22 protein-coding genes and 1 tRNA gene are annotated in these 26,140 nt (G+C 44.9%); 11 read left to right on the top strand and 12 right to left on the bottom strand.

Annotated features, from left to right (window positions below; all coding sequences use genetic code 11):
• Positions 1-39 precede the first annotated feature (39 nt).
• Both V202x_RS04655 and V202x_RS04650 read right to left on the bottom strand, forming a co-directional pair.
• Positions 40-1,035: an NAD(P)H-dependent glycerol-3-phosphate dehydrogenase gene (locus V202x_RS04655; protein ID WP_145171657.1), complete on the bottom strand. Its 996-nt coding sequence runs from the start codon at positions 1,033-1,035 to the stop codon at positions 40-42.
• Between the two features lie 6 nt (positions 1,036-1,041).
• Positions 1,042-1,296 (bottom strand): hypothetical protein, encoded by a 255-nt coding sequence (locus tag V202x_RS04650; protein WP_145171655.1) that lies wholly within the window; start codon positions 1,294-1,296, stop codon positions 1,042-1,044.
• A gap of 128 nt (positions 1,297-1,424) precedes the next feature.
• Here V202x_RS04650 and V202x_RS04645 point away from each other — a divergent pair, with 128 nt between their 5' ends.
• The 10 genes from V202x_RS04645 to V202x_RS04600 all read left to right on the top strand — a co-directional run bounded on the left by V202x_RS04645 (position 1,425) and on the right by V202x_RS04600 (position 11,501).
• On the top strand, positions 1,425-1,664 hold the full coding sequence (locus V202x_RS04645) for a hypothetical protein (protein WP_144984377.1): 240 nt from the start codon (positions 1,425-1,427) through the stop codon (positions 1,662-1,664).
• A gap of 608 nt (positions 1,665-2,272) precedes the next feature.
• The gene (locus tag V202x_RS04640) at positions 2,273-3,412 is read left to right on the top strand and encodes a hypothetical protein (protein ID WP_144984380.1); all 1,140 of its coding nucleotides are present in this window, start codon (positions 2,273-2,275) and stop codon (positions 3,410-3,412) included.
• Positions 3,413-3,468: 56 nt separating this feature from the next.
• Positions 3,469-4,215, top strand: coding sequence for an NTP transferase domain-containing protein (locus tag V202x_RS04635; RefSeq protein ID WP_145171653.1), 747 nt, complete (start codon positions 3,469-3,471; stop codon positions 4,213-4,215).
• A gap of 218 nt (positions 4,216-4,433) precedes the next feature.
• The gene (locus V202x_RS04630) at positions 4,434-5,381 is read left to right on the top strand and encodes a ribose-phosphate diphosphokinase (RefSeq protein WP_145171651.1); all 948 of its coding nucleotides are present in this window, start codon (positions 4,434-4,436) and stop codon (positions 5,379-5,381) included.
• Between the two features lie 65 nt (positions 5,382-5,446).
• Complete coding sequence (locus tag V202x_RS04625; protein WP_145171649.1) at positions 5,447-5,947, top strand: hypothetical protein; 501 nt, start codon at positions 5,447-5,449, stop codon at positions 5,945-5,947.
• 50 nt (positions 5,948-5,997) lie between these two features.
• Positions 5,998-6,921 (top strand): SDR family oxidoreductase, encoded by a 924-nt coding sequence (locus tag V202x_RS04620; RefSeq protein WP_145171647.1) that lies wholly within the window; start codon positions 5,998-6,000, stop codon positions 6,919-6,921.
• 124 nt (positions 6,922-7,045) lie between these two features.
• Positions 7,046-8,332, top strand: a complete 1,287-nt coding sequence (aroA, locus tag V202x_RS04615; RefSeq protein ID WP_145171645.1) for a 3-phosphoshikimate 1-carboxyvinyltransferase — start codon at positions 7,046-7,048, stop codon at positions 8,330-8,332.
• A complete protein-coding gene (gene rsmB / locus V202x_RS04610) occupies positions 8,314-9,747 on the top strand; it encodes a 16S rRNA (cytosine(967)-C(5))-methyltransferase RsmB (RefSeq protein ID WP_145171643.1) in 1,434 nt (477 codons plus the stop codon). The genes aroA and rsmB overlap by 19 nt, the downstream gene beginning before the upstream one ends.
• 214 nt (positions 9,748-9,961) lie before the next feature.
• Positions 9,962-11,287: a DNA-directed RNA polymerase subunit alpha C-terminal domain-containing protein gene (locus tag V202x_RS04605; RefSeq protein WP_232098838.1), complete on the top strand. Its 1,326-nt coding sequence runs from the start codon at positions 9,962-9,964 to the stop codon at positions 11,285-11,287.
• A 143-nt stretch (positions 11,288-11,430) separates the two neighbouring features.
• Positions 11,431-11,501: transfer RNA gene (locus V202x_RS04600), tRNA-Gln, on the top strand.
• Positions 11,502-11,588: 87 nt separating this feature from the next.
• Here the strand turns inward: V202x_RS04600 and argS are convergent.
• The 9 genes from argS to V202x_RS04555 form a co-directional block, all read right to left on the bottom strand.
• Positions 11,589-13,553, bottom strand: coding sequence for an arginine--tRNA ligase (argS, locus tag V202x_RS04595; protein ID WP_145171641.1), 1,965 nt, complete (start codon positions 13,551-13,553; stop codon positions 11,589-11,591).
• Positions 13,554-13,670: 117 nt separating this feature from the next.
• Positions 13,671-14,039 carry a ribosome silencing factor gene (rsfS, locus tag V202x_RS04590; RefSeq protein WP_145171638.1) on the bottom strand — a complete coding sequence of 123 codons (369 nt, stop codon included), beginning with the start codon at positions 14,037-14,039 and terminating at the stop codon, positions 13,671-13,673.
• A gap of 53 nt (positions 14,040-14,092) precedes the next feature.
• Positions 14,093-16,705 carry a sodium-translocating pyrophosphatase gene (locus V202x_RS04585; protein WP_232098837.1) on the bottom strand — a complete coding sequence of 871 codons (2,613 nt, stop codon included), beginning with the start codon at positions 16,703-16,705 and terminating at the stop codon, positions 14,093-14,095.
• Between the two features lie 271 nt (positions 16,706-16,976).
• On the bottom strand, positions 16,977-17,393 hold the full coding sequence (locus V202x_RS04580) for a Minf_1886 family protein (protein WP_232098835.1): 417 nt from the start codon (positions 17,391-17,393) through the stop codon (positions 16,977-16,979).
• A 197-nt stretch (positions 17,394-17,590) separates the two neighbouring features.
• On the bottom strand, positions 17,591-18,442 hold the full coding sequence (locus tag V202x_RS04575; protein ID WP_145171634.1) for a stage 0 sporulation family protein: 852 nt from the start codon (positions 18,440-18,442) through the stop codon (positions 17,591-17,593).
• A gap of 199 nt (positions 18,443-18,641) precedes the next feature.
• Complete coding sequence (gene holB, locus V202x_RS04570) at positions 18,642-19,697, bottom strand: DNA polymerase III subunit delta' (RefSeq protein ID WP_145171632.1); 1,056 nt, start codon at positions 19,695-19,697, stop codon at positions 18,642-18,644.
• Positions 19,698-19,736: 39 nt separating this feature from the next.
• Positions 19,737-20,003, bottom strand: coding sequence for a lipoyl domain-containing protein (locus V202x_RS04565; protein WP_145171631.1), 267 nt, complete (start codon positions 20,001-20,003; stop codon positions 19,737-19,739).
• Complete coding sequence (gene lipA, locus V202x_RS04560; RefSeq protein ID WP_145171629.1) at positions 20,004-20,903, bottom strand: lipoyl synthase; 900 nt, start codon at positions 20,901-20,903, stop codon at positions 20,004-20,006. It lies immediately after the preceding gene.
• Positions 20,890-21,636: a lipoyl(octanoyl) transferase LipB gene (locus tag V202x_RS04555; RefSeq protein ID WP_145171627.1), complete on the bottom strand. Its 747-nt coding sequence runs from the start codon at positions 21,634-21,636 to the stop codon at positions 20,890-20,892. Before V202x_RS04555 ends, lipA begins: the two co-directional genes overlap by 14 nt.
• A gap of 509 nt (positions 21,637-22,145) precedes the next feature.
• On the opposite strand from V202x_RS04555, the gene V202x_RS04550 reads away from it, so the two are divergent.
• Positions 22,146-24,269 carry a DUF11 domain-containing protein gene (locus V202x_RS04550; protein WP_197993226.1) on the top strand — a complete coding sequence of 708 codons (2,124 nt, stop codon included), beginning with the start codon at positions 22,146-22,148 and terminating at the stop codon, positions 24,267-24,269.
• Positions 24,270-24,379: 110 nt separating this feature from the next.
• Here the strand turns inward: V202x_RS04550 and V202x_RS04545 are convergent, their stop codons facing one another.
• A complete protein-coding gene (locus V202x_RS04545; protein WP_145171623.1) occupies positions 24,380-25,909 on the bottom strand; it encodes a trypsin-like peptidase domain-containing protein in 1,530 nt (509 codons plus the stop codon).
• Positions 25,910-26,140: the final 231 nt, after the last annotated feature.

Below are 26,140 nucleotides of genomic sequence, written 5' to 3'. Positions count from 1 at the left end.
CTTGAGCATCTTTTTTGATTTGAGAAAGACAACAACAAATTATTCTTCTCTTTGAGGACGTGTCATTAGTGTTTGAGTCGCATCATCCGGTGATTTGCCTTCAAACAGAACACGATATATTTCTGTGGTAATGGGCATCTCCAGGCCTTTGTCCTCAGCCAGGTCATACACACTTCGAGTGGTATTGACGCCTTCTGCAACAGCGTCCATCTTTGAAAGAATCTGTTCCAGAGATTCGCCTTGTCCCAACTGTTCTCCCAGTTTTCGGTTTCGGCCAAAGGGGCTCATACAAGTTGTAATTAAATCGCCTACACCCGCCAATCCAGAGAATGTCGTGGGTTCAGCTCCCAATGCAGAACCGAAGCGATTCATTTCTACCAGACCGCGAGTCATGATCGCCGACTTTGCATTGTCACCATACTTGCCGCCATCACAAATGCCTGCGGCGATGGCAATCACATTTTTTAACGCTCCCGCTAATTCCACACCGACGATATCTACATTCGTGTATACACGAAAACGGTCCGTGCTGAAGAGTTGTTGGGTCTGTTTGGCGAGTTGAATATCACCACTGGCTGCGACTACACTTGCCGGCAGACGACGGGCAATTTCTTCAGCATGGCTGGGGCCGCCCAGAGCGACAACAGGGCGCGGTCCCAAAACATCGGCAATGATTTCGCTGGGGCGAAAAAAAGTCTCTTTTTCAATGCCTTTGATAACACTGATGACTGGCAAACCTTTTTTCAGATGCGGTGCTAATGGCGTGAGCGCTGTTCTAAGGAACTCTGTTGGAATGGCTACAACGAGATATTCAGCATCCTTAACTGCTTCATCGATGTCGGAAGTGACGTTGACTGATTCCGGAAGTGGAACACCAGGGAGCAGTCTTTTATTCTCTCGATGTTTTCTCAAATCTTCAGCGACCTCAGCTTTGCGTACCCACATGGAAACGGCAACATCTGATGATTCAGTCAGTAATGTTGTACAGGCAGTTGCCATCCCGCCTCCGCCCAAAATTGCAACTTTTGTATTCATAAAACATCAATCTTTCATTTTTAAGCCAGAGACGTCTTGATTCTTTTCACCAGTAATAGAGATCCCTCCCTCAGCTAACAGCATGACAGGCAGAATACGCAGGATCGTAATACTTGTAATATAACGAGAATTGCCATGTAAGCCAAAGAAGACAGAAATAACTGTCGATGGTATTTTTTGATGGTTCTGTTTTAAGGCAAAATTGACGCACTCTGCATCTAGAAGAGTCAATTTAAGTTGATTTTCTCGTATAACTGCCATAAGCAGAACATTGAAAACGATCCGCAGCAAAAGACAGCAATAATCGTTGCAGATAGCAAAATTTCCCACATTACCAAAAAATGTAAGCTACGTTTTGCTTGGTAAATACTTAATTGAGGAGCAATCGTATGAAACAGGTTACCGAGCCACAATCTGCCACGTTCCAGGATCGTCGCCAGAATCGAAATGACAATCCTCTGCAAGAGATGGGCGAAAGGCGTCAGTTCAGCAATTCTTACAATTCAGACAACTCAGATGTCAATGAACTGGCACAAGCAATTGACCAGTACAAACTGCGTCATCGCCGACGGTTCATTACTTTTGAAGAATTACATTCTGTAGTGACTAGCCTGGGTTACCATAAATAAGTCACCGCAGTATCTCAATTCTTCTCGATTATTGAGAACATATTAAGCGACTGCGATGTGAGCTACTCTGACAGACTTCATCGGACGTCTCAACTGTCCTGATTGATCGGTGCCAGCGATATTTACATGCTTGAATAAAATACTGTATTCGCCATCGTTCATAGTGCAGGAATTTTAAGCTTCGATCCTCGTTTAGATACAAATTCGAATCTCCTTCAAGACGGGACATTTCATACTCGCGATTCAGCTTTCTTAGTTTCGAAGATTATGAATTTACTGTCAAATTGTCTATTTATAAGATGTCTTATCGTTCTGTCTTTCGGGTTTAAAATTCTACCTGGTAATTCTTTATCTATCATTTCTTAGTTCCTTCTTGTTGGATCGAAGTCTGGAACTTTTTCTACTCAATTTCCAAAAAATTCGAACTTTTCCTCAAGTTTGCTTCCGATTGCCTTCAGATTGCTGTTGACCTAATCGTCTACATTTGGAAAATTCCCTCACTAAACCACCCCCAAATATGAGTCAAGCTACATTGTGTCGCTAACTCCCCATTCAGATAGAGCGTTTCTGCTCATAAACTGATTAATCCTATATTTGCAGGTTGAACATTGAACGCTTCCCTTCTTTGTCTTGCCACCGTATTGTCAGCGGGACTGAATCCCGCTGAATTAACAACTGTCTACACTCCCGCAGAGGACTTTGAAGCAGTGATTCGCGCTCAAAGCCCTCAGCCAACTTATGAGGAACAAGTTCCATTTGGTAACAATACGAACCCTCCCAGTGGTTCTTACACTGTTCCTGAAGGACAGACTTTTGATCCTAACGGAGGAGGTAACTTGTATGGTGCTCCCGCTGCTGGATACGATCCATTTCTCACTCCAGGGGTTGGTCCAGGCCAGTTTGGAAACCAGCCGCCGTCTGGTTATGCAAGTGGGATGAATGGCCCACAGCCTTATCGCTTTGGTTGGACATCTCGATTTGAGATTGGATTTTTGCCTAAATCACGCACTTACGTTCCTCCAACAGGAGCTGACGGTGGAAACTTTGGAGTTTTTGAAACAGACGTGGATCTGACGTATACAACACCGACCCGTAATGGTTGGATTTTTGCAGTGACACCAGAATTCGATTACCGAGGATGGGAAGGTCCGCAGAACATTTCCTTGCCGGGAAAAGGTTTTCGCTTTGGTTCAGATTTGCAATTATCAACGCCCGGCAATGGGCTTTGGAGTGTTCAGTTAGGATTCACCCCTTCTCTGGGTTCTGATTTTGGAAAAAGTCTCAGTTCCAGAGCCTGGATGTTCGACGCACGTGTCGTTCTGTTCTTTCGTCCCTCTGACACCTGGATGTTTGCCGTTGGTGCAGGTTATTGGGATCGAGTACGTGACTATGTGATTCCTTATGCGGGAATCGTTTGGACGCCTAATGATATTTGGGAAGTGCGTGCAATGTTTCCCAAAGCACGCGTCAGTCGTTTCATGGGTAATGTCGGAGATAAAAGTGTCTGGTTGTATGGTAGCTTTGAATACGACATTGAAGCCTTTCAGGTCGAACGAACTGGTGTAGCAAACCGTGATCAAGTAGAATTTAAGGATTACGTCATGATGCTCGGTGTCAGAGGCGACAATGGATTGGTGTCTCTCTTCCTCGAAGCAGGTGGTGCCTTAAAACGAGAAGCTGACTTCAAAAGCGGTGGTGGATTTGATATTAAAGATGGTTTCATTGCCCGATTTGGTGTGCAATATTAAGCCGCGCTTTACATAAGAATCTATCACACCATGATACCTGATAAAGGAATTCATTAGTGAATCCTCCTGCAGCGATCATCCTTGCCGCCGGCAAGAGCACTAGGATGAAGTCAGATCTCCCCAAAGTGTTACACCCCATATTGGGGCGTCCCATGATCGAATACGTTTTGGACGCCGCGCGTTCCGCAAATTGCCAGAAATTAGTTGTGATCGTGGGACATAAAGCAGAGGAGGTCAAAACGGCACTGGCTCACCATTCCGATGTAGAATTTGCACTGCAAGCAGAACAAAAAGGCACAGGTCATGCGGTTATGATGTGTGCAGATCATCTGGCCAACCATGATGGACCTGTTTTGGTTTTAGCCGGTGATACCCCATTGTTGAAAGGGGCTTCGTTAGCGCGCTTGCTCGAAATTCAAAAAGAGAATCAGGCAGCCTGTGTCGTGGGAACAGCAATAACGAAGGCGAATGCAGGTCTCGGACGAATTGTTCGCGATGCAGAAGGTCAATTCTTGCGGATTGTGGAACAAAAAGATGCGACTCCCGAAGAAGCCGCCATTGAGGAGATTAATACGGGTTGTTTTGCATTTGACTGTCAGCAATTATTTCATGCTCTGGAACAAGTGAAGCCTGATAATAGTCAGGCAGAGTACTACCTGACAGATTGTGCAGAGATTCTACTGAAGGAAGGACAGCCTGTTTTTGCCAGTTCTGTGTTTGACATTCAGGAAGCTAAAGGTGTGAATACGCAGGATCAACTGGCTGAAATCGCCGAGATTATTCAAAGTGCTGCGACTGAATAATCGAACGAAATTGTCCACCTTTTTCTTTCGTCAATGTTCTTAGAATTTGTCCAGATAACTGCATTTTGGCACTTTCGCACGAAAATGAAACCTCATACTTGACTTCTTTCTCGCGATAAGCGTGAATAGGGAGAATTGCCAGACAGATTCGTTCGGCGCTGACTGTTTTGGCTCCCGCATCATAATGTTCCGCACTACAACTGCAGGCATCGCATTTAATGTATGATCATCTGACTCTTCTCAGTGGACGAGCACACCCGCAATTAGCTGGAGAAATTGCGGATTATCTCGGCATTCGACTGGCTTCAGTAGAGTTGTCAAATTTCCCTGATGGTGAAATTAGTTTAAAACTCAATCAAAATGTTCGAGGACGAGATGTGTTTATCGTTCAACCGACTTCGCCGCCCGTGAACGATAATCTGATGGAGCTGTTGATTCTGATGGATGCCTGTCGACGTGCCAGCGCAGAACGGATCACCGCTGTAATTCCCTATTTTGGCTACGCTCGACAAGACCGAAAAGATTCAGGCCGCGTTCCCATCACTTCGAAACTGGTTGCTAATCTGATTAATGAAGCAGGAGCAGATCGGGTTCTGGCTATGGATCTTCACGCTGCACAGATTCAAGGTTTTTTTGATACACCCGTTGATCACTTATATGCAGCACCCATTCTTGACCGTTATTTTCGATCTCTGAATATTCCTGACAAAGAGCTCGTTGTGGTTAGTCCTGATGAAGGCAGCATTAAACGCACTTTGCAGCATAATAATCACATTGGTGGCACACTTGCGATTGTTGATAAGCGTCGTAAGAATGCTCTGGAAACACAGCAGGCAAATATCATTGGTGGTCCGATAGAAGGTAAAATCGCCTTGATTTTTGATGATATGATTTCAACGGCAGGATCAATTGTTGGGGCGGCTAATGTTGTCAAAGAACATGGTGCCAAAGAAATTTATCTTGGTGCATCCCATGCCGTCTTCTGTGGTTCTGCAATCAAACGTTTGAGTGCAGCACCGATCAAAGAGATCGTTGTCACAAATAGCCTGCCGATTCCTGATCAGGAGAAACTATCTAATTTAAGATCAATTTCAATTGCTCCTTTATTAGGAGAAGCCATTCGTCGGATTCACCGAAACGAATCCGTAAGCCATCTGTTTGATTAAGTCGTATTGGTGAGTTCAAACAGAAATGTACAATCGGGATCGCATTCTGAAAAAGTGAGATGTCGATGGCACGAAATGAACAAGACCGCGAAGACCTGATGCGAGAAGCGATAGCCTTCTTTCCTCGTGCTGAAATACAAGTCGAACATGAAGCGGATCCTGTATTCTGGGGACAAAAGAAAAACGGTCATTTTTCTTTTTATTTTGGCAGTGATCCCGTTTATCAGTTTGATCAGAACGGTCTCTTAAGGCGGGCATTTATTGCAGGGCAGCTTTATCGAACCCAGAAAAATACACTTGCGCGATTAACACGTGAAAGAAATTCTACTGAAACAGTTCTAAAACGAGACGACTTGACTATAACACAAGTAGAAGTCTTATTGCAGACGATGGCAGACCGATTTCAAAAACTGGACGTCTATTTTGTCAACAAGCAGCATGTAAGATTGATCCGATCCCTGTCTGACAATTCCGAATTAGAATTACAGAACTTTATTCAAGATAAAATCAAACAGGTATTACAAAATTCACATCAGCTTGCCCCGAGAATTCGGGGGAAACGTTAATAAAGCCAAACAGTTATTTCTCATTTATTAATGTAAATTGTTCTCGAACGATGACGAAACTTATTATTGGCTGTGGATATGTAGGTTTACCAGTGGCTCAGAAATGGCTAGAGCAGGGGCATACTGTCTATGCGCTAACACGATCAGAAAAGCGCGCCAATGAATTCAAAAAGCTTGGACTCAAGCCGATCGAAGGAGATATCACCCAACCGGAATCACTCAAAAGTTTGCCCAGTGCAGATACGGTCTTGTATGCGGTGGGATTTGACCGTTCAGCAAATCAGACTCGTCATGATATCTATGTCACGGGATTGAATCATGTACTCTCTGAAATCAAAAATCGGACGAGGAAAATTATTTACCTTTCCAGTACCAGTGTTTATGGTCAGACTATGGGAGAATGGGTTGACGAAACAAGCCCTTGTGAACCGGAGCGGGAAAACGGAAAAATTTGTTTGGAAGCGGAACGTCTGTTTGAAAAACAGAGACTCATCTCGAAACGGGAAGGTCACTACTCCGCGTCAGCCGTGATTCTCAGGTTAGCCGGGATTTATGGTCCGGGACGACTACTTGCCAGGATGGAACAAATTAGAGCTGGTGAACCATTACTGGGTAGACCTGAAGCTTATTTAAATCTGATTCATGTCACAGATATCGTCAATACAATCCTCCGATGTGATGCCGATATTCCTCTCGAGTCTCATTATCTGGTCAGTGACAATTATCCAATGACTCGTCAGGAATACTATGAAACTTTGGCACAAATGATAGATGCTCCTCTTCCACAATTTGCAGTGAAGGAGTCAGATCAGCCTGAATTGAAGTCAATGCGCAACCACAGTACTGAACGGGCGGCAGGATTGAATAAGCGGTGTAGTAATAAAAGGTTACGCGAAGGTTTGGGGATCGAATTAGTTTATCCGACCATCAAGGAAGGTCTTCCAGATGCGACTCAAAGTCTCAGAGACACTTGAAGACACGGATCTACTCACTTTAGGTTTGGATACCAAGTGTGTATGCTGTGACGAATTAACGACTCATTCACTATTAGCTTGAGACAGTTACCAGATCTCAACACATCTTTCATTTAACTTTTCCATGCTCAAAACTTATCAAGTCAAACCTGTTACCGGTTCCATTGAAGGGACGATTCGTCCACCTGGCTCAAAAAGCATTACGAATCGTGCATTAATTGTTGCCGCACTCGCTGAAGGAACGACTCAGTTAACAGGAGTTCTGGATAGCCAGGACACTCAGGTCATGATTGAAAGCCTGAATCGATTAGGTATCAACGTCAAGCACGATCCGGAAAAGTGTACTATCCTGGTAGAAGGCTGTGCTGGAAAAATTCCACAATCAACAGCCTCCCTGTGGTTGGAGAACAGCGGTACCAGTATCCGGTTCTTGACGGCACTTTGTGCAACAGGTACCGGTGAATATATTCTAGATGGCAATGCGCGCATGCGAGAACGCCCCATTCAGCATTTGGTGGAAGCGTTGAAGCAATTAGGAGTCGATGTTGTCTGTGAAAATGATACAGGTTGCCCACCAGTCAGAGTCAAAGGGAATGGATTATCAGGTGGTGAAACTGCAATTTCTGGTAGCGTGTCTAGTCAATATTTAAGCGCCTTGTTGATGGTTGCTGCGACTGCTGAAAATCCCATTACCATATCCATCCAGGGTAAAATGGTCTCAAAGCCGTATCTGGAGATTACGTTAGGAGTTATGGCACAATTTGGTGTTACCATAGATCGAATTCAACCCTCTGTATGGAGAATTCACCCGCAAACCTATCGGCGATCCATAGCTTATGATATTGAACCTGACGCTTCTGCAGCCAGCTATTTTTTTGCTGCTGCTGCGATTACGGGAGGGAGTGTCACAGTAGAGGGGTTGAATCAAGATGCGTTGCAAGGCGATATCAATTTTATTCGGGTCCTGGAAGACATGGGATGCAACATAGAACAAAGTCGCAATAGTATCACTGTGCATGGTTGCCCCTTAAAAGGCATCGATGTGGACATGAATGATATTAGTGATACCGCTCAGACGTTGGCCGCAGTTGCATTGTTTGCAGAAGGTCCTACCTCTATCAGGAATGTGGGGCATATTCGCCACAAGGAAACTGATCGTCTCACTGCGATTGCAAATGAATTGAAGCGAATGGGGATCAAAGTTGAAGAAACGGAGGATTCGATCACGATATATCCAGGTGAAATTCATTCGGCAACAATCGAGACATATGATGATCATCGAATGGCGATGAGTTTTGCATTGGTCGGCTTGAAAGTCCCAGGAATCGTGATTGCAGATCCAGATTGTACCATTAAGACTTATCCGCATTTCTTTGCCGATCTGGAAAAGTTGTGTGGTCAGTCATCGTGAAAAAGAAAAATGTATGGCATCAAAAAAAGCCATCTTCAAATTCGCAAGACATACAACTGCCCCAATATTTTCGCTCCGCGCGTGAACTCGCCTTTTTTCTGCTTGAAGAATATCGCACTCGTGATCAATTTGTAAGTGATTCGCTTCATCGCTGGGATCATCGTATTGAACTTTCCTCGCAAGATCGCCGACTAGCGATGGAAATCAGTATTGGCGTCATTCGACGACAGTTGACTCTCGATACGCTGATTGAGCACCAGTTGACGCGTCCAAGGGAGAAGGTGGAGCCTTCCTTGTGGACGCTGCTGCAAATCGGTGTGTATCAATTGGTCATGCTCGATCAGATTCCCGATCACGCAGCAGTTTCTGAAACAGTTGAGCTTGCAGGGAAGCTCAAGCGTGTACGCTGGAAAAAAATGGTGAATGCGATTTTGCGTTCAATGAGTCGACAACTTATTGAAGAAATTGCCATTACCCCTCAAGCGAATGCGATTCCCTTGAGCTACGAGCGATATCGCTGTTTTGCATCAGATTATTTTGATGATCCTGAAACAAATTTTTCCAGGTATGTTTCCAGAGCATTTAGTTTTCCTGAGACACTCGTTTCTGATTGGTTTACTCGATATGGTGTCGATCAAACACTTCAGATTGCTCAATGGTTTAATCAGCGCAATAAGCTCTATTTGCGTGTTAACCTTTTAAAAACCAATCGGGAATCTTTACTCGCGGAGCTTCTGGATTCGGGTATCCAGGCTAGCTTGGGAAAAGAGCCTCAATCGATCAGGTTGGACCAGGCAGTTCCTCTAGAATCTCTTGTTGGATTTGATTCTGGAAAATTTACGATCCAGGATGAATCTGCGATTGCAGCCGGAAATCTCTTAAATCCACAGCCGGATGAAACGGTTTTGGATTTGTGTGCGGCTCCTGGAACGAAAACGACTCATCTTGCAGAACTAATGCAAAATCAGGGGGCGATTATTGCAACTGATGTTGGAGAGGACCGGCTCGATAATATCAAACAGAACACTTCTAGACTTGGGCTCAATATCGTTCAGCCTCGACTGATTAAGTTGTATGAAACTGATTTACCTGGCGCTCCCTTCGATGCGATTTTAGTCGATGCCCCTTGTTCAAACTCGGGGGTGCTTGGTAAACGTCCTGAAGCACGTTGGCGCATTGATGATTCCTCAATCAATGAACTGGTTGAAATTCAGCGTCACTTGGTTCGACTTGCTTTAGACCATTTGAAGTCAAGAGGCCGCTTGGTCTATTCCACCTGTTCCTTCGACCCCAGGGAGAATGAAGAGCTGCTGAAAAGCGTTTTGAATGACTATCCAGGCAGAGCAATCGTCCAAGAAAATATTCATTTGCCGGGATCTCCCTCTGATGGTGGTTATCAGGGGCTTGTCCATTGAAGAGGCTTATTGGTGTTTGTTTGACCACTTTTTTGTAATGTTTAAGCATAAGGTACATAGCTATAGCGATAAAACAGGGTAAACGAGCCTTGATGGTTGCTGTTTCCCTAACCAGATTGTAAGATTCGAGTTTAAGAAATTTGGTAATAGTTGGTCGCGATGATATCTATTGCCTGCTTCCATCTGCGCGCTAGCTGCAATAAAGGAAATTAGTGTGAGTGTAGACGAATTAATTGATGTAAAAGGTGTATTACAAAGTTCTGGTAGTGTCGGATATTCAGATGTAGAGCAGTTGACTGAAATTGTCTGCTCTGATCAGGTTGCCGAACTACGTAATGAAGTACAGGCTCTCGTCAAAAATATCGCTGAGGGTCAGGCTTCGCCTGAGCTTTCTGCGAAGGCTGGTATCGCCTTGCATTTGTTAGGTCAACACAGTGATGCTGTTGAGCAACTTGAAAAAGTTCAAGATAACGCAACGGCCAGCTTTTTTCATGCTGTTTCTTTAATCGCACTAAAGCGATATCCAGACGCTGGCAAACAACTAGAGACAGCAGCAAAGTTGGGCTACGATGCAATTGAGTGCTCACTGAGAAGAGCAGAAACTTTTCGCCTGGTGGGTAATTTGGATGAATCAGAAACGATTCTCTCTTCCATCGCTAAAGATGCGGCTGGCCGAGCCGAATATTCATTCCAGATGGGATGTATTCGCTCAGACCGTGGAGACTTATACGGGGCGATTGAATATTTTGAACGAGCCGTCGATATGGACCCCCGTCACTCTCGCGCGATATTTCGTCTCGCAGGAGAAAACGCTTCGCGTGGAAATGATGAAGATGCGATCCGTCTCTATGAGCAGTCACTCTCCAGCCCGCCTTTCTATCTGGGAGCGATTCTGAATTTGGGATTACTCTATGAGGATATGGAAAACTATCCGGCTGCTGCATTTTGTTTCCGGCGTATCTTGGAAGCAGATCCACAAAATGAAATGGCTGCGATGTATCTAAAAGATATCGAAGCGGCTGACAGCATGTACTACGATGAAGAGACTGCTCGTAACGAAGCCCGCATGAAACAACTGTTGGATCGACCAGTGACTGATTTCGAGCTTTCTGTTCGCAGTCGCAACTGTCTGCATGCGATGGATATTCATACGTTGGGTGATCTGACACGTGTCAGCGAAAATGACCTGTTAGCCGGAAAGAATTTTGGCCAGACGTCACTCGATGAAATCCGAGAGATGCTTACTTCATTCGGTTTACACATCGGTCAAAACCTGCACGAATCATTGGGTCAGGATGGTGGCTATGCTGCCTTGCCTCCTGAATTGGCTGACAATCCTGTTACAGAGAAACCCATATCCGACCTCGGGCTTTCTGTTCGTTCACGGAAGTGTATGTCTCGGCTTGGAATTGGAACTATGGGCGAATTGCTTCGACGTAGCCCGGATGAGTTATTGGCCAGTCGCAACTTCGGCGTGACTTCACTTAATGAAATCCGTGAAAAATTGGGTGAAATGAATCTCAAATTGCGTAACGATTAGTGAATTTGAAAGATGCTGATTTTCTCTGAGACAACTCTTGCCAGATTATCAGAGATTCAATAAACTCCGTTCGATTAGAATTTTTCTACTTCAGTAATGAACCTGGACGCAGCTACCGCGTCTTGAACAGGTAAATACAACATTACCCGATAGTGTAATGGTAGCACAACAGATTTTGATTCTGTTAGTCAAGGTTCAAATCCTTGTCGGGTAATATTTATAAAAAAAGCATTCCATTTTGGAATGCTTTTTTTATTTCCCTTGGCGCAAGCAATTTGATTATCGTGATTGTCATCTATATTTACATTCGTTCGCAGGTACGGATTCCCAATAGAGACAATCCATGCTCAATGACACGAGCCGTTAAATCACATAACAATAAACGGCTCGTCTTCACATTCTCGTCTTCTGCCTTGAGGACATGGCAGTTGTTATAAAACGTACTGAATAAATTTGACAGCTCGAAGAGGTAGTTGGTCAAGTAATTCGGCCGTGCTTCGATAGCCACGCTCTCAAGAATTTCGGAATATCGATTGATTTGTAACGCCAAAGCTCTTTCACTTTCCTCAGCAAGATTGAGCATTGTGTGTTCATTCCGTAGGGTAGGGCGGTCGACATTCCCTTTACGAAAGATTCCGCAAATACGTGCATAAGCGTATTGCATGTAAGTAGCAGTATCACCTCGGTTTGCCAGCATTTTGTCCCAGTCAAATACGTAGTCACTATCGCGGTTGTGCTTCAGGTCGGCGTATTTGATGCCTCCCAGGCCCACAGTTTCGGCGATTTGAGTCCGTTCCTCTTTTCTTAGTTCTGGTCCATCAGGTTTGGCATCATCATTTTCTGCAACGATTGCATATGCTCTTTGAATTGATTCATCAAGCAGGCTTTCTAAACCAACAGTATCACCAGATCTTGTTTTATATGGGCGTTTATTCTTTCCCAGAATGGTTCCAAAGCTCACATGCTGTAATTCAAGATTAGTGAAGCCCCACTCTTTAACCGTGGCAAACAATAATTGAAAGTGCTCGCTCTGCCTTGAATCGACGACATACAATACCCGATCTGCTTTGAGTTCTTCAACCCGATACTTGATCGTAGCCAGGTCGGTCGTGGCATAGGTAAACGCACCATCCTGCTTTTGTACAATAAAGGGGGCTTTGAAACCTTCTATGAAGACACAAGTCGCTCCTTCGCTTTCGGTCGCTAATCCTTTTTCTTTGAGATCAGCTACCACATCTGCCAGCATAGGTTGATAATAACTTTCCCCTAAAGTCATGTCGAAGTGAATATCGAGGCGATCATAAACAACTTGAATGGCTTCGAGACACTCTGGAAGAAATTGTTTCCAGAGGTCAAGGTTTTCGGGATCTCCCGCATGGAGCTTTGCTGTCTCTTGACGTGCCAGTCTAGCGATTTCAGGAAAGGTATCAGCTTTGCTTTGCAAGTCTTTGTCTTGCTCGAATGCAGTCAGTTTTTCCTGCATCGACGTTAGTTCTGACTTACGTTCTCCGATGTTTGACTTTAATTTCTTGAGCTGTTTCTGGGATTTTTTGTCTGATGGATTGTTAGCCGCTTCCATTGTTTTCAGCTTTGATTCCAGTTGCTCAACTTCGTTCTGTACTGTAGGAATGGTATTCCTGGTTGCATGGTAATCAGACAGTTGGTTTACCAGTCTATAAAGCCGTGCCAGTTCCTCCACAGGACTTTCCTGGAATGCAGCTTCGTTGAGGAAGTGCTTATATCCAAAAATGATCATACCAAACTGTGTTCCCCAGTCGCCGATGTGATTATCGCCGACAACATCGTGCCCCAGGAACTGCAGAACACGATAGTTGGCATCGCCAATCACCGAACTTCTTAAATGTCCTACGTGCATTGGTTTGGCAACATTGGGGGCTGAAAAATCAACGACCACTTTCTGTGGAGACTTAGCAGTAGCGACCCCCAGTCGGTCATCGGTAACTAATTGTTTGGTTTGATCCTCCAACCAGTCTTGTTTCAGCTTGATGTTGATAAACCCGGGACCAGCCACTTCCAGGGGTTCACAGACATCTGATAGATCAACTTGTTCAACAATTTGGGCGGCAAGATCTCGTGGCTTTAACTCTTTAGAACGATTCGCTAAAGGCATTGCAAAATTTGCCTGATAATCACCAAACTTGGCATCTTGAGATGCTTTCAGCATTTCAATTACGGAAGATGGATCGTCCGTCCATGCCAATAAAGCTGGCGTGAATCGAGTTCTGAGTTCATCAAGAATATTCATGTCAAATTTCCAATCACAGGACTCTAATCTCTCGCTTCATGAGAAGATGCTACGGCGAGAGTATTGATGCCCAGAATACACGCTGATAGGGGAGAAAGCTAGAAACTACGGTTTCTGTTAAGCTGAATCCGCTTTGAACGACTGCCAGTCCACTTTTTTGGCATCTGCCCAGAGGCGTTCCAAGTCGTAGGTCTCGCGTGCTTCTTCAGTGAATATATGCAGAACGATATCTCCATAATCACCGAGAATCCACTCACTATCTTTGCCTTCAATGTTGCGTCGATGCGAGGGATCGCGTTTCATTAGAACACGAACCTCTTCAGCAATCGCATGGCTTTGTCTTTGGTTGGCAGCCGTTGTGATAATAAAATAGTCAAACAAAGGAGTAATATCGTAGACATCCAGTACGATGATGTCTTTCCCTTTGAGTCCATCACAGGTTTGAGCACAGAGACAGGCGCGTTCTAAACTGGAGGCACCTTCAATTGAATTAGATTGTTCAGTATTGATTTTCGTAACCTCTAGCCTGTTTCAATCACTTAAAATAACTCTAATGCGTATTGAATAATAAACCCGGCCATGACAACAGAAACCATACTCATCAATTTAATCAGAATATTCAGGCTGGGGCCACTGGTATCTTTAAAAGGATCACCAACGGTATCGCCTACTACTGTGGCTTTGTGCGCATCAGTTCCTTTTCCGCCATGCGCACCAGCTTCAATGTACTTTTTCGCATTGTCCCAGGCGCCACCGGCATTAGCCATCATAATGGCAACTGCAAACCCACTCGTCAAGGCACCAACCAGAAGGCCGACGACGCCGGGAACTCCCAGGAGAAGGCCTACAATGATCGGTGAAAGTAATCCGAGCATCGCAGGTAGAATCATCTCGCGCTGAGCGGCTGCAGTACTGATTTCGACACACGCAGCATAATCGGGTTCGGCTTTATTCTCCATAATGCCTGTGATTTCACGGAACTGACGGCGCACTTCATCTACCATTGCGCCTGCGGCCCGTCCGACTGCTTTCATAGTCATAGCACAAAAGACAAAGGCGACCATCACGCCAAAGAAGACTCCAACAAGCACTTTGGGATTCAACAGAGAGAAATTATAAAAGCGTGAGAAGTCAGGCACTGTTGCTTTCTTGACATCAACAATTTCCCCTCTTTCTAATAGTTTGGAAATGTTAAGCCCATTAATGACGGAGCCAACTTCTGCATTTACAATTTTTTCACGACCGGGAGTGATTTGGGTCAGATTCAGAGCTGGGAATAATAAGAATCCCTGATTGTTATGTTCTGAATCTTGTCCTTCTTTGTTAGCAGTTCGTAATGCAATGCAGTTACTACTCAATTTAAGTGCTGAAGCATTTGCCATATCGTCAGAGATGGTTTCAACAACAGCCGAATGTTCGATCCAGCGTTCATATCCGATACGAACTTCTTCGACATAAGCGGCCAGTAGAGCCAATGCTGTTAACGCAGCAGAGCCAATGGCAAAACCCTTACCGGTGGCAGCAGTTGTATTCCCGAGGCTGTCTAGCGCATCGGTTCTCTCGCGAACAAATGGCTCCTGCCCACTCATTTCGGCATTTCCGCCTGCGTTGTCAGCAATCGGACCATAGGCATCTGTCGCGAGAGTGACTCCCAATGTACTTAGCATTCCCACAGCGGCGATAGCCACGCCATACAAACCCATGGCAAAGATCTGAGCATTTGCAAAGTCAAATCCGGTACACAACCCAAAAGCTAGAAGAATGGCGACCCCGATCACGACAATCGGAACCCAAACGCTATAAAAACCTTCGGCGATTCCAGCGATAATCACTGTTGCTGGGCCGGTCGAAGATTGATCTGCAATAAAACGCGTTGGCCTGAATTCATCGCTTGTTGAATATTCAGTCCATTTTCCGACCAACCAGCCTGCAACGAGACCACAAACAATAGAGCCAAATACACCAAATAAAGAATTGCCAACAACGAGTGGCGAATCAGCGGGAATTCCTGATGACTGAGAGGGAATCACCAGCATCAACCAGACAAGTACAAATGCTGCAATGCATACTCCTATCGCACTACTGTCGATTCCCTTTGCCAAAGCTTTCAGCAGGTTTTTCTGTGATGCTCCTTCTTTTGTTTTCACCATAAAGATTCCGGTGACAGAAAGAAAAATTCCCACAGCGGCAAGACACATTGGAAGCAACAAGCACATCATTTGCATTTTGGGATAACCATGATAGGCGGCAACTCCAAGCGCACCACTGGCGAGAATGGATCCACAGTATGACTCATACAGGTCTGCTCCCATTCCTGCAACATCACCCACATTATCGCCAACGTTGTCGGCAATTGTAGCGGGATTACGTGGATCATCTTCGGGAATACCTGCTTCCACCTTACCAACCAGGTCGGCACCAACGTCTGCCGCTTTGGTAAAGATACCACCGCCAACACGTGCAAACAAAGCCTGGCTACTTGCACCCATACCAAAACAGAGCATGGTCACGGTAATGTCAGCCAGACTCATTCCGACGACCCAATGTAGTACACCAAACCAGAGGCAGATATCGAGCAAACCCAGTCCAACGACTACAAGTCCCATCACAGCACCACTTCGGAAGGCAACTTGTAAGCCGCTGTTTAATGAATCTTTCGCAGCGTGAGCAGTACGTGCACTGGCGAGTGTGGCGGTTCGCATTCCAAACCAGCCTGCCAGGGCAGAAAAGAAGCCTCCCGTTAAAAATGCAAAGGGAACCCACTCTGATTGAGTCTTCAAGCCGAAGGCCATATAAGCCAGCAGTGCACACACGACTGCGAAAAAGATGGTGACTACTTTGAATTGCCGATCCAGATAAGCGCGGGCACCATCTCGCACATGTCCGGCAATTTTTTTCATACTTGCATCGCCTTCGCTTTGATTGACCATCCAGCTGAAGAAGCGGTACGCAGTAAAAAGTGCAAAGATCGCTCCTGCTATGGCAACAAGCCAACTGATCACAACTGTTGCCGATTCGGCATCAGGTGGCGCACTCGTCGAACCTTCAGCAGCAAGCAGAGGTGCTGAGCAGAAAAAAGCGATGATCGTTAAGGTGAGGAGAGTTGTGAGAAGACGAACGGGAGGGAAGCAAGCGCGACAAAGAAATCTCATCCTTAGAGTTAACCCCATGTAAATAAGCCGTTGTAAGTCTTGTTGTAAAACCACAAAACCTGAGTCGGTTTCGGGCAACAGTGATCAAAAAATTTTGAATACTCAAAAAATACAGCTGGAACTCAAGCAAAAGTCTCTATTCGGAGGAGTGTAGCACGTGCAATTAATTTTGCAATAACAGCAACTTAACAAAGTTAGCTAAATGCAAAACTTAGAGGCGTCGAGAGAGACGAGAAAAGAAGAGGGTTGAAAGGAAGGCTGGTCAGCAGAATCAAGATTGTTCTGCTGTACTACGACTAAAGACCTGACTTGTGTCAATGGTATAATCTAAGTCAAATACCTGATCAAAATCGTAGAGATCGACAAAATCTTCCAGGCGATCGTTTTCTGTTTTTCGCATTCTGCCGTGTTCAATCATTTCAAAGACGATTTTTCCAAAATCTTTGGTCGTCGTGATACCCCACTGCTTGAACACGGTTGTGGTCATTAATCCCAGTTGCTTTAAAGCAAGGATTTTGACGCCTTCCAGAAGTTCCTGCCCTGAAACATGGGCTTCTTCCTGCTCACTCTCGTTGGTGACAGGACGTGCATAGAGTTCTTGCGCTTGTTGTAAGGCTTCAAATACAAAGTCGTATGCATTAGGGTGATATTGTAATTTCGGTTGGGAAAGATTTGTTGTCGATGTCATATTTTCACCCATACCCTGAATAATTCTTAATAAACGCCTTTGTCTACATTCTAGTGTTTCGATCTTGGAGACTTTGGTCAAGTCTTTCTTTAAGGATATCAGTTCAGATATTAAAAAATATCATTGTGAATCATTCGAAATTCCACTTGTTTCCCTAACAGGACTTGACTTAGTAAATTCGGGATTTCCCTCTTATTTTACTCACTCGGAGGCGATTCACTTTTCTTCTTTTTGATCACTTCCAGAATATCTTTTCTATGAACAATTGTCTTTTTTGAATCTGCATAAATGACTTGCACACACTCTGAAAGGATTTCCTGATTTGTCACCTTTGCTTCTCCCTGTTTGGTAATGATCGTTGAGCCAATTGGAGGGAGGTCTTTTTTATAACTCTTATAGGTATCGTATTCATATCGCAAACAACATTTCAGTCGACCGCATCTTCCAGAAAGCTTATTTGGATCAAGGGATGTTTTTTGTAGCTTTGCCATTTTCATGGAAACGGGTGGCATTTCAGTCAGGTGAGATCCACAACAAACCGGTTTTCCGCAATCACCAAAATCGGCGAGAAGTTTTGCTTCGTCGCGAACGCCAATTTGCCGCATTTCAATTCGCGACCGATATTTTCGGGCCAATGATTTTACAAGTTCGCGAAAGTCGACACGTTTCTCTGCAAGATAGTAAAAGATAACCCGTTCACCACCAAAGAGATGCTCGACATCTACTAACTGCATTTGTAGTTTATGTTCGTTGACCAATTCCTGGCATCCCAGAAATTCTGCTCGTTCTTCATGGCGACTTTGATCACGTTGGCGATAATCGTCGTCCGTAACCAGCCTGACGATACGTCCTGCTGATGTGGTTTCTTTCATAAAAGAACGGACGCGCTCAGTCGCCGGAGAAAGCACCTCCCCCCATTCGTGTCCCCGTTCACTTTTAATGATGACGGCCGCGTTGCGATTTAATTCTGCAGCTCCCTTCCAGGTGAATTCTGCAATCAATCGAGTGACACCGTATCGAACGATATAGCCTGTAACTTCGTTGTTCATTTATTTATTAAAATTTCATGCAAGCTAGATTGAGTGAGATAGCCATCGCACTACGGAAATGATCATGATGAATAATGACGACTACCAGATAAGATTTTATTATAGCCAATCCGCACCAATCAATACCCACTTGTTTAAGAGAAATTGACATTTTTTTGAAAAGCCGACGATCACATGCAAGATCCTCTTTAAAAAAGGCTTATGATTTCTGAATCTTTCGCAGATCTTCACTCAAGCTCTCGATACACAGAGTGATTGTTGCATTTTGGCTGATTTGTTCTTCTGTCAGAATCATGCGGTCGAGCAAATTCCCAATTTTTTCGATCCGCTCTTCGGCTTCATCTGAAAAACCAGCGACAAATTGTCTAATTTGCTCCGAGTGAGATTCCAAGTCGTAGTTGGCTGCGTACTGGATTGCCTGATGATAAAAATCAGCACAAAATTTAATGATCCATTTGGCCGTTTTCCGTTGCGTCGCTGTTTCACCTCCGATGTCGTCAATGGCCTGTATCACGGATTGAGCGAAGACTTGTGGCTGAAACGGTTTTTTGATCAGTTGTCGTGTAATGTTGACGCGAAGTTCCTCTAAGCTTTCATCCAGTAATTGTCTGGCAGTGCTCAAGGATCCCTCAGCTAATCGTGCCACTTGGGTTGCCCGATCATCAAAATCAACTAATTGCTGTTCGATTAATAGTTCTGCTACATCGTCATCCGACAAATGTCCGAACCGAATTGATTGACAGCGAGAACGAATGGTGGGCAATATCGCATCCAGTTCGTTCGCGATCAAAATCATTAAATAATTTGCAGAGGGTTCCTCAAGTGTCTTGAGCAAGGCGTTAGCGCTCTCTGCATTCATTTTATCTGCATCGTCGATGATCGCGATTCGTCGATCTCCCAGCATAGGACGTAGTGACATTTCATAGCAAATACCTTCTCGCCCGCGCTGTTCGTCCTTGCCGATGATCAGGCTTAACGGGAGAACGGCTTTATCGGGAGGACATTCGACACTGATTAAGTCTGGATGAGTACCAGCGGCCATTTGCTTACATGAATTGCACTCATTGCAACAGACTAATTGATCGACCGGAGTTTGTTGGCAAAAGAGACATTGGGCAAGATGTTGAGCCACTCGTTTTTTCCCAATGCCAGCATCTCCCACAAATAACAGGGCGTGAGGCAGCCGGCTTCGTGACAAGCTGCGATCGAGCATTTCAAGAATCAGCTGATGGCCACGTATTTGATTGGCTATCATTTGTCATCTCATTTCTTTTCAAACGCTGAACGATTTGTTCTATTCCAGTTCTGCTGATGGATCGGGTTTCATTTCATCGATCCAGCCTAACACACTTCCTTCACAAACTTCTGCACCGGGTTGACAATCACAGGAAATAATGGTTCCAGAGCAGGGGGATTCGACGTCAAATGTAATACCTGGTATCAGCAGTTCGACGACACGATCTCCCGCCAGAACTTGTTCCCCGACTCGACTCAACCACAAACTGACTTTCAATTTTTGGTCTGCACTACCCAGATGAGGAACAAGAATTGGTGTCGCCATTCAGGAATCAGTTCCCAGAACCGCAGCCATTTCGCCTGCGTTGTAACTGGAACGCACAAAGGGACCGCTGGCTACCAGCTTGAAACCCATGGCTCGAACTTGATCTCCTACCTCATCAAATTCTTCAGGTGGGAGAAATCGTTCAACTGGTAAATTCTCGGGAGTCGGTTGCAGATATTGACCAATGGTGATCATATCACAGCCTGCAGCCCGGAGATCAGCACAGACTTCCAGGACTTCTTCCCTGGTTTCTCCTAGTCCCAGCATCAGACCACTTTTTGTTGCAATCGAAGGATCTGTTTCTTTGACTTGAATCAATAAATCGAGTGTTCTCTGGTATACGGCATTCCGTCGCACTCGATGGTAGAGTCGTGGTACCGTTTCCGTATTATGATTGAAGACATCGGGGCGTGCTTCAATGACTCGATGGATCGCTTTACGATCGCCTCGGAAATCCGGTGTTAAAACCTCAATGTCGGCTCCTGTACGTTCGCGGACAGCCAGGATACACTTATAAAAATGGTCCGCTCCGCCGTCGGGTAGGTCATCGCGAGTGACCGAAGTAATCACAACATGCTTGAGTCCCAAACGCTCTGCTGCTTCAGCGACACGTTCAGGCTCATCAATTTGAACTGTTTCTGTCTTTCCCTTTGCGATAGAACAGAATCCACAAGGCCGCGTGCAGACATTTCCCAGAATCATCAGCGTCGCCGTTTTGTGGGACCAGCATTCCGTTCGATTAGGACACTTTGCACTTTCACAAACGGTAACAAGATTTAAATCATCAATCACATGACTTGTATATGACATACCCGGTTTGGGAAGAGGTCTTTTCAGCCATTTGGGGAGTCGCTGTCTTGGGGCAGGTTGAGGGTCTGACAATATATTAAGCGTGGACATAAACGTTTTTCTTCACTTTATGTAATAAGGGGTGTTTTGTAAAAAAGTGGGTTTCCTGATATCCAAATTTCGTCGCAAGCTGTCTCACAATACTTTCGCGGACAGAACTCATACTGGCTTCCCGCGTGAGAATTGCAGACAGCGATGTAAGCCTGTGATCATACTGATTGGAATCAATCAAGCGTAGTAATTTCATATCCGGTGAAACATTGATGTAGAAACCATAGTAAGAAATCCAAGATTGAATCGCAGCCCCCACGCTGGCAAACTGCCCACAACGGCTAAAAATTCCGGTCGTTTCCGGTTGGGTTTCTGCTTCGACTCGTTGTTCTGCTGCCATATCAATGATTGCTTGTTTCACTCCGCTCTGGTAATCGTGAACACATATTCCAAGTTGGTTCAGAGGGAATAAGGGGTAAACGGCCAATTGTCCTGGTGCATGCATCAGGGCTCCTCCCCCCCGATTGAGCCAGCGAACGTCAATCTGCCCCGATTGAAACTCCTGATAGTATCTTGTTAACTGGCTACGGCTTCCCTCTCGCCCCACTGTGATGATCGGAGGATGTTCACAGACAAAGACGACTGCCTGGTCTGTTTGTTGCCCATGCATTTCCTCTAAGGCGTGCTTTTGCAAGGTCAACAGAGAATCAAAATCGACACACCCCAGCATGTATATTTTGATCGCCCGGTTTTGTTTTTGCAAAAGATCAGAATTAGAAGAATGAGTTTTCATAGTTATTGAAACCAGTGAAGAAACTTGCTTCAACAAATGACTTTGCTGCTGCACACAGACATTTTCGACGATTCGAGTTACGAGTCAATCGTAGGGAGCTTGGATTTCATGACTCGCTATGTCAGGGAGCCAAGCTATATGTAAATGTATACGTTTGCAGATGGCAATCAAGCCGGAATACCATTTCATTTTACTGTTGGAACTGACAAAACCAACTACGTAATGCCTTATAGAATTTAAACTTGAGATACATTTCAGCATTACTGGCTAAGTGGAACCTAAGAAATCGTCATAATCAGGAAATCTTATTATTTCCGTTTATTTTAAAAAATTGGAATATCTCATTCAATTTTGAGAATCCCTACATCCGATTAAGAGAGATGGATAAGAGCCATACCGCAGTTTGTAATTTATTTGAACTCACCTGCTCACACCAAACTCGTCACGTCAATCCAAATCAATGCTCAATCCTATCCAGCAGTAAATTCCAATCGGTAAGGAGAAACAAAATGCGACGCGGAAAAAAGATGCTCGCGATATTTTCAACTATGGTAATGAGTGCGAGTATCGCTGCCGCCGATGACCGCATTTTCGAATCGAAGTCTCCCTTCGATGCGATTCCCCCATCAAAATCGTCAAACCAATTTTTCTCGAATCAGAATGATAAAGTGAAATCTTCTGAGGGAAGAATTACGATTTCTCGACCGAATCAGAAATCGACCACGACGAAACAGCTTTCACCTTCAAAGCAATCAGCGAAAGCCAAACTTTCCAAGGTTCCCAACTATTACAAGGAACTCTTCGGTCAGGAACGTCCTTATCGTCGATTGGAAGACAAGAAGCTGACACCACAGAGTAATCGCTCAACATTCCAGCAAGTTGGTCATGCTGAATCTGCTGCCAAACAGAACAAATATCGCTTTGAAGAATTTTCTTCTCAACAGGCTGACCAGAAAAAAATTGTGCATGCTGAATTTCAACGTGGCAATAATCAGTCCCGTAATGGTAGGATTCAACAGGTCAGTGCAGGTCCAAAAAATAATCAGCAATTTCGATTGCCTACTGATTTTAATCAGACAAATTCCCAAAAACCAAATGTTACGATTCCACGAATTCCGAACCGGAAAGGTAGTGAAAAGAAACATCAGTTAACATTTGGAAACCCTCAAACCAAGGACAATTCGACTCGGCCTACTGGAATTACGATTTCAGCGCCCATTCAAAATCGTAGCGTGATTCAAAGAACTCCAGAGCCTGTTGGTGTGTCTTCTAAAGTCTCTACCTCTAAAGTTTCTCACAAGTGGACTAAGAAGACTGAGATCAATGTCGGCCAGGAATGTAAGTTTGAACTTGAAATCAAGAATGAAGGCCAGCAAACTGCCAGCGATGTACTTGTGGAAGTCTTCTTCCCCGTTTCAGTCCGATTGACGAATGCTGTACCCCAACCAACTTCGAGTCGTGATCACCTGGAATGGAAGTTTGGATCGTTAAAAGCGGGTGAAACAAAAATCATCCAGATTTCTATGATTCCCAGCCAGCGTGGTGCAATCTCAGCGAGTGCCAATGTTCGGTTTACAAACTCATCATCTGAATCATTTACGGTTGCAGAGCCACTATTGCAAGTTGCTGTGAAAGGGCCAACAAATGTCATGATTGGAGAGCCTGCTTCTCAATCAGTGACAATTTCCAACCCAGGAACAGGAACCTTACATAATGTGATTCTGGAAGCAGAAATCCCACCAGGATTAGAGCATGTCACTGCTGAATTTTTACAAATGCAAGTCGGCTCTCTGAATCCTGGCGAGACTCGAACGATTCGCCTAGCTTTGGCTGCTGTGCAGGGTGGCGAGCAGACTGTACGAGTTCGTGCGAAAGCAGAAGGTGGTTTGACTCAATCCACTCAAGCACGTGTGAATGTCATTGCTCCCAAAGTACAAGTTGCCATTGATGGTCCCGGCCTTCGCTATAAAGGTCGCAATGCACAGTACGTCATTACGACTATCAATGACGGAGCCGCTGCGACAAACAATGTGAGAGTTTTACACAGAGTTCCTGATGGCTTTGAATTTGTCAGTGCCGATCATGGCGGGCAGTTTAATCCAGAAGACTCAACCATCAGCTGGTTCCTTGGTCGTATGGAGCCAGGTCAGTCTTCAAATGTGAAACTAAAGTTGAAAACTAAGACAATCGGTAACTACGTCCATCATGTTCGGGCTGTCTCTGAGCACAATGTCAAATCAGATGCTCAGCTACAAACTCGAATTGAAGGAACGGCACAACTTGTTCTGGAAATTTCCGATCTGGATGATCCCGTTGAAATTGGTGCTGAAACAGGTTACAAACTGAACGTCAAGAATGATGGTAGCAAATCTGCTTCGAACGTTGCGATCTCATGCGAACTTCCACCAGGAGTCCAATTGATCTCAGCAACCGGTCCTACACAGCATATCGCCGAAAATGGTGTTGTTGTCTTCAAATCTTTGGGAGACCTGGCACCGGGAGACTCGGTTGAGTATCAAGTGATCGTGCGAGGGACTGTCGAAGGGAATCAACGTTTCAGAGCACGTCTTGCCAGCGACTCCATTCGTGATCCACTCATCTTTGAAGAGTTGACTCGATTCTATCGAGACTAGTGAGAATCACTCTGTGATACGAAAAACGAAACCAGGTCAGTCTTGAACTGACCTGGTTTTTTCGTTTTATAACAGTCTATTTTCAGCTCAGCGGTAGCATATTCTTAAAACTACTGATTTCTCTGCCAGACCACTAATTGATGATGTGGATTCCCTTTTTTCCCATTGGATACTTTCAGTATTAGAGAATTAAGTGCCCGGTTCTGTTTGAGAACTTGTTGGAACTCACTCAGATTGTGTACCGGAGTACCCGCTACTTCTTCAATCACATCGTACAGGTTGACAACTCCGTACAGCGGGCTTTTTTGAGCCACATCCATCACGAGTAATCCTGATTGCGATGTTTCAAATCCCAGTTGAATCGCAAGCTCTCTATTCATGGTATAGAGTTGTAAGCCTGTCACCTCTGCTTGATCGTTATCGTTCTTGATACGCTGAAAGCTGGTGGGTTCTGCAGCTGGTCCAATTCGAATCGAAGACTGTTCAGACTCTCTTTTCTGCTTCCGTTCCAATTCATCCAGAATTTTTCGATTAGCCAATTCCACCATGACATTGATTTTTCGGCCATTCCTGAGCAGCACAACATTAGCACGTTTATCAATTGGTGTCAGACTCACTAAATTGATCAAGTGATTTTGATCCAGGACATCGATTCCGGCAAAGCTGAGAATGATATCATCGTATTTCAAATTGGCTCGGGAAGCGGGGGTATTTGAAATGACTTTCACAACACGGGCACCACGTACGCGGTCCATTTTCAATCGATTCGCGGTCGCGATGCTAAATTCTGGATCAAGTTGAACTCCCAGGTAAGCGCGATAGACTTGCCCATACTTGACAAGCTGATTGAATACATGACGCACAAGTTTACTGGGGATACTGAAACCAATACCATCATTGCCCCCACTGTTAGATGCAATCGCTGTATTGATGCCGATGATTTTCCCCTCAAGGTCGATTAAAGGGCCTCCACTATTTCCAGGATTGATGGCAGCGTCTGTTTGCAAAAAGTTTTGGTTAAGAACTTCGGAACCGCTGCCCAGCTGGAGAGAGCGACGACCTTTCGCACTGATGATTCCCAAAGTGACTGACTCACTTAAACCAAAAGGACTTCCCATCGCCAATACCATATGTCCGATATCCAGGTTATCACTGTCTCCCCAATCTGCGGGCGAAAGACCACTCGCGTTTACCTTTAATACGGCGAGGTCAGTATCTTTGTCTTCCCATTTACGGAGCGGGTGAATGATCCGCCCATCGTGCAATTGAATCGAAATGGACCGCCCATTTGAACCTCGGACGACATGTCGATTCGTGACGATAAACAAACCGGAAGTTTCTTCGCCTCGTACGATAACACCTGAGCCGGTTTCTTCGACCGCACCACGTGGCGTTTGTCGTTCACATTGAATATGAACAACACTCGGAGTTGCCAGTTTCGCAATCTTCGCGAGATGCTTACTGCCTTCGTGTAGCGATGAAAGAGGGACAGAAGTCGAAATCTGCTGTCGAGCGATTCCCTGTGCAGGAACCTTTGCTTCCAGATGTTTTGAGTTTAAGGGAGACTCAAACCAGGTGCTCCACAATGAAGCAGAGAGAGTAAACGCAAGCACGAAAACGAGCGTGTATCGATTTTTCATTTTGCAAGTCTTTCAGCGGGACCCAGGACCGATATTTTTGCATTCCAGCTATTTCTAGCTACGGCAAAATAAGGCACTCCTTCGCCAACTGCCGGACGATTTTGCATACAGGAAACCAGCAATTGATAAAGATTTGCTGAAGTGATTTCCTACATTGCTAAGGATCACACTCCTGATTGAAATCAATCTCTTTCAGAACCAAACTATCGATGGAAAATGGAATGGCTTGTG

The organism is Gimesia aquarii (assembly GCF_007748175.1).
GTDB classification, from domain to species: domain Bacteria; phylum Planctomycetota; class Planctomycetia; order Planctomycetales; family Planctomycetaceae; genus Gimesia; species Gimesia aquarii_A.
Note: the sequence above shows the minus strand (reverse complement) of the source record. Positions and strands in the feature narration are given on the sequence as shown.